Annotated in this window: 1 protein-coding gene; it reads right to left on the minus strand. The window is 42.6% G+C overall.

The features are described from left to right. On the minus strand, positions 1-796 hold a 796-nt coding region (locus E1171_RS00555; RefSeq protein ID WP_222931295.1), incomplete at both ends, for a hypothetical protein.

Raw genomic sequence — 796 nt, forward strand, 5'->3', positions numbered from 1 at the left:
TCTGTCTATTACCAGTTTATAGGTTCTTACCTCCCCTCCAAAGTCCCCAAAACCACTAACTTTAAAGTCATTCATGGCTTCTAACAGCCCTGTAGAATGCACCTTGAGTCCTTTTGCCCAATCTGCGGTATTACTGCCCTTTTCTTGACTCGGTGCTATATGTAGAAAGTTTTGTGCAGACCCACTTTGGTGTATGATAAAGTTTTTTGCTCCATCATTATTGAACCATAAATTGGAACCTACTTTGACATTATTCCCAAACTCTGCTGTGCCACTTACCTTTATATTCCCCAACACATCTAAAGTAGCATGTCCGTTATAAACATCTGTAGCATGTCCAATACTTAAAGCATCAAATGCCCCCCTCACAGCATTAAAATAGGTTGTTCCACCCTCCAGGGTTACTTTTATCCATTCGGTTCGGCCCTCTTCCTCGGATAAGTTATCCTCTAATTGGTCTTCACTGACAATCTTAGCCTTATAAAGTTCTCTTTTTGGGGCTATGCCGCCACTAGCCAATGGGTAGCTGGTGCGCATTTCGGGAATATCCTCCACTATATATTTTGGAAATTCGGCCAGGTTTATAGCCTCATCTACTTCCAGAAATTTTCCGTTGAGGAAAACCATTCCTTCAGTTATTTTATGTTTAGTAGGTTCTTTGTCGTCGTCTTCTACGCTGCAACCACTCATAATGAAGCCTCCCAGCCCTTTATATTGCCCTTCCAGGGCTTTAAAAACTTCTTCTTGCAGGGTTTTCAGATCGTCGTTATGCAGCATGCGGCCGCCTTCGGTAAAG

The sequence above is a fragment of the Xanthovirga aplysinae genome, from assembly GCF_009711365.1.
Taxonomy (GTDB): domain Bacteria; phylum Bacteroidota; class Bacteroidia; order Cytophagales; family Cyclobacteriaceae; genus Xanthovirga; species Xanthovirga aplysinae.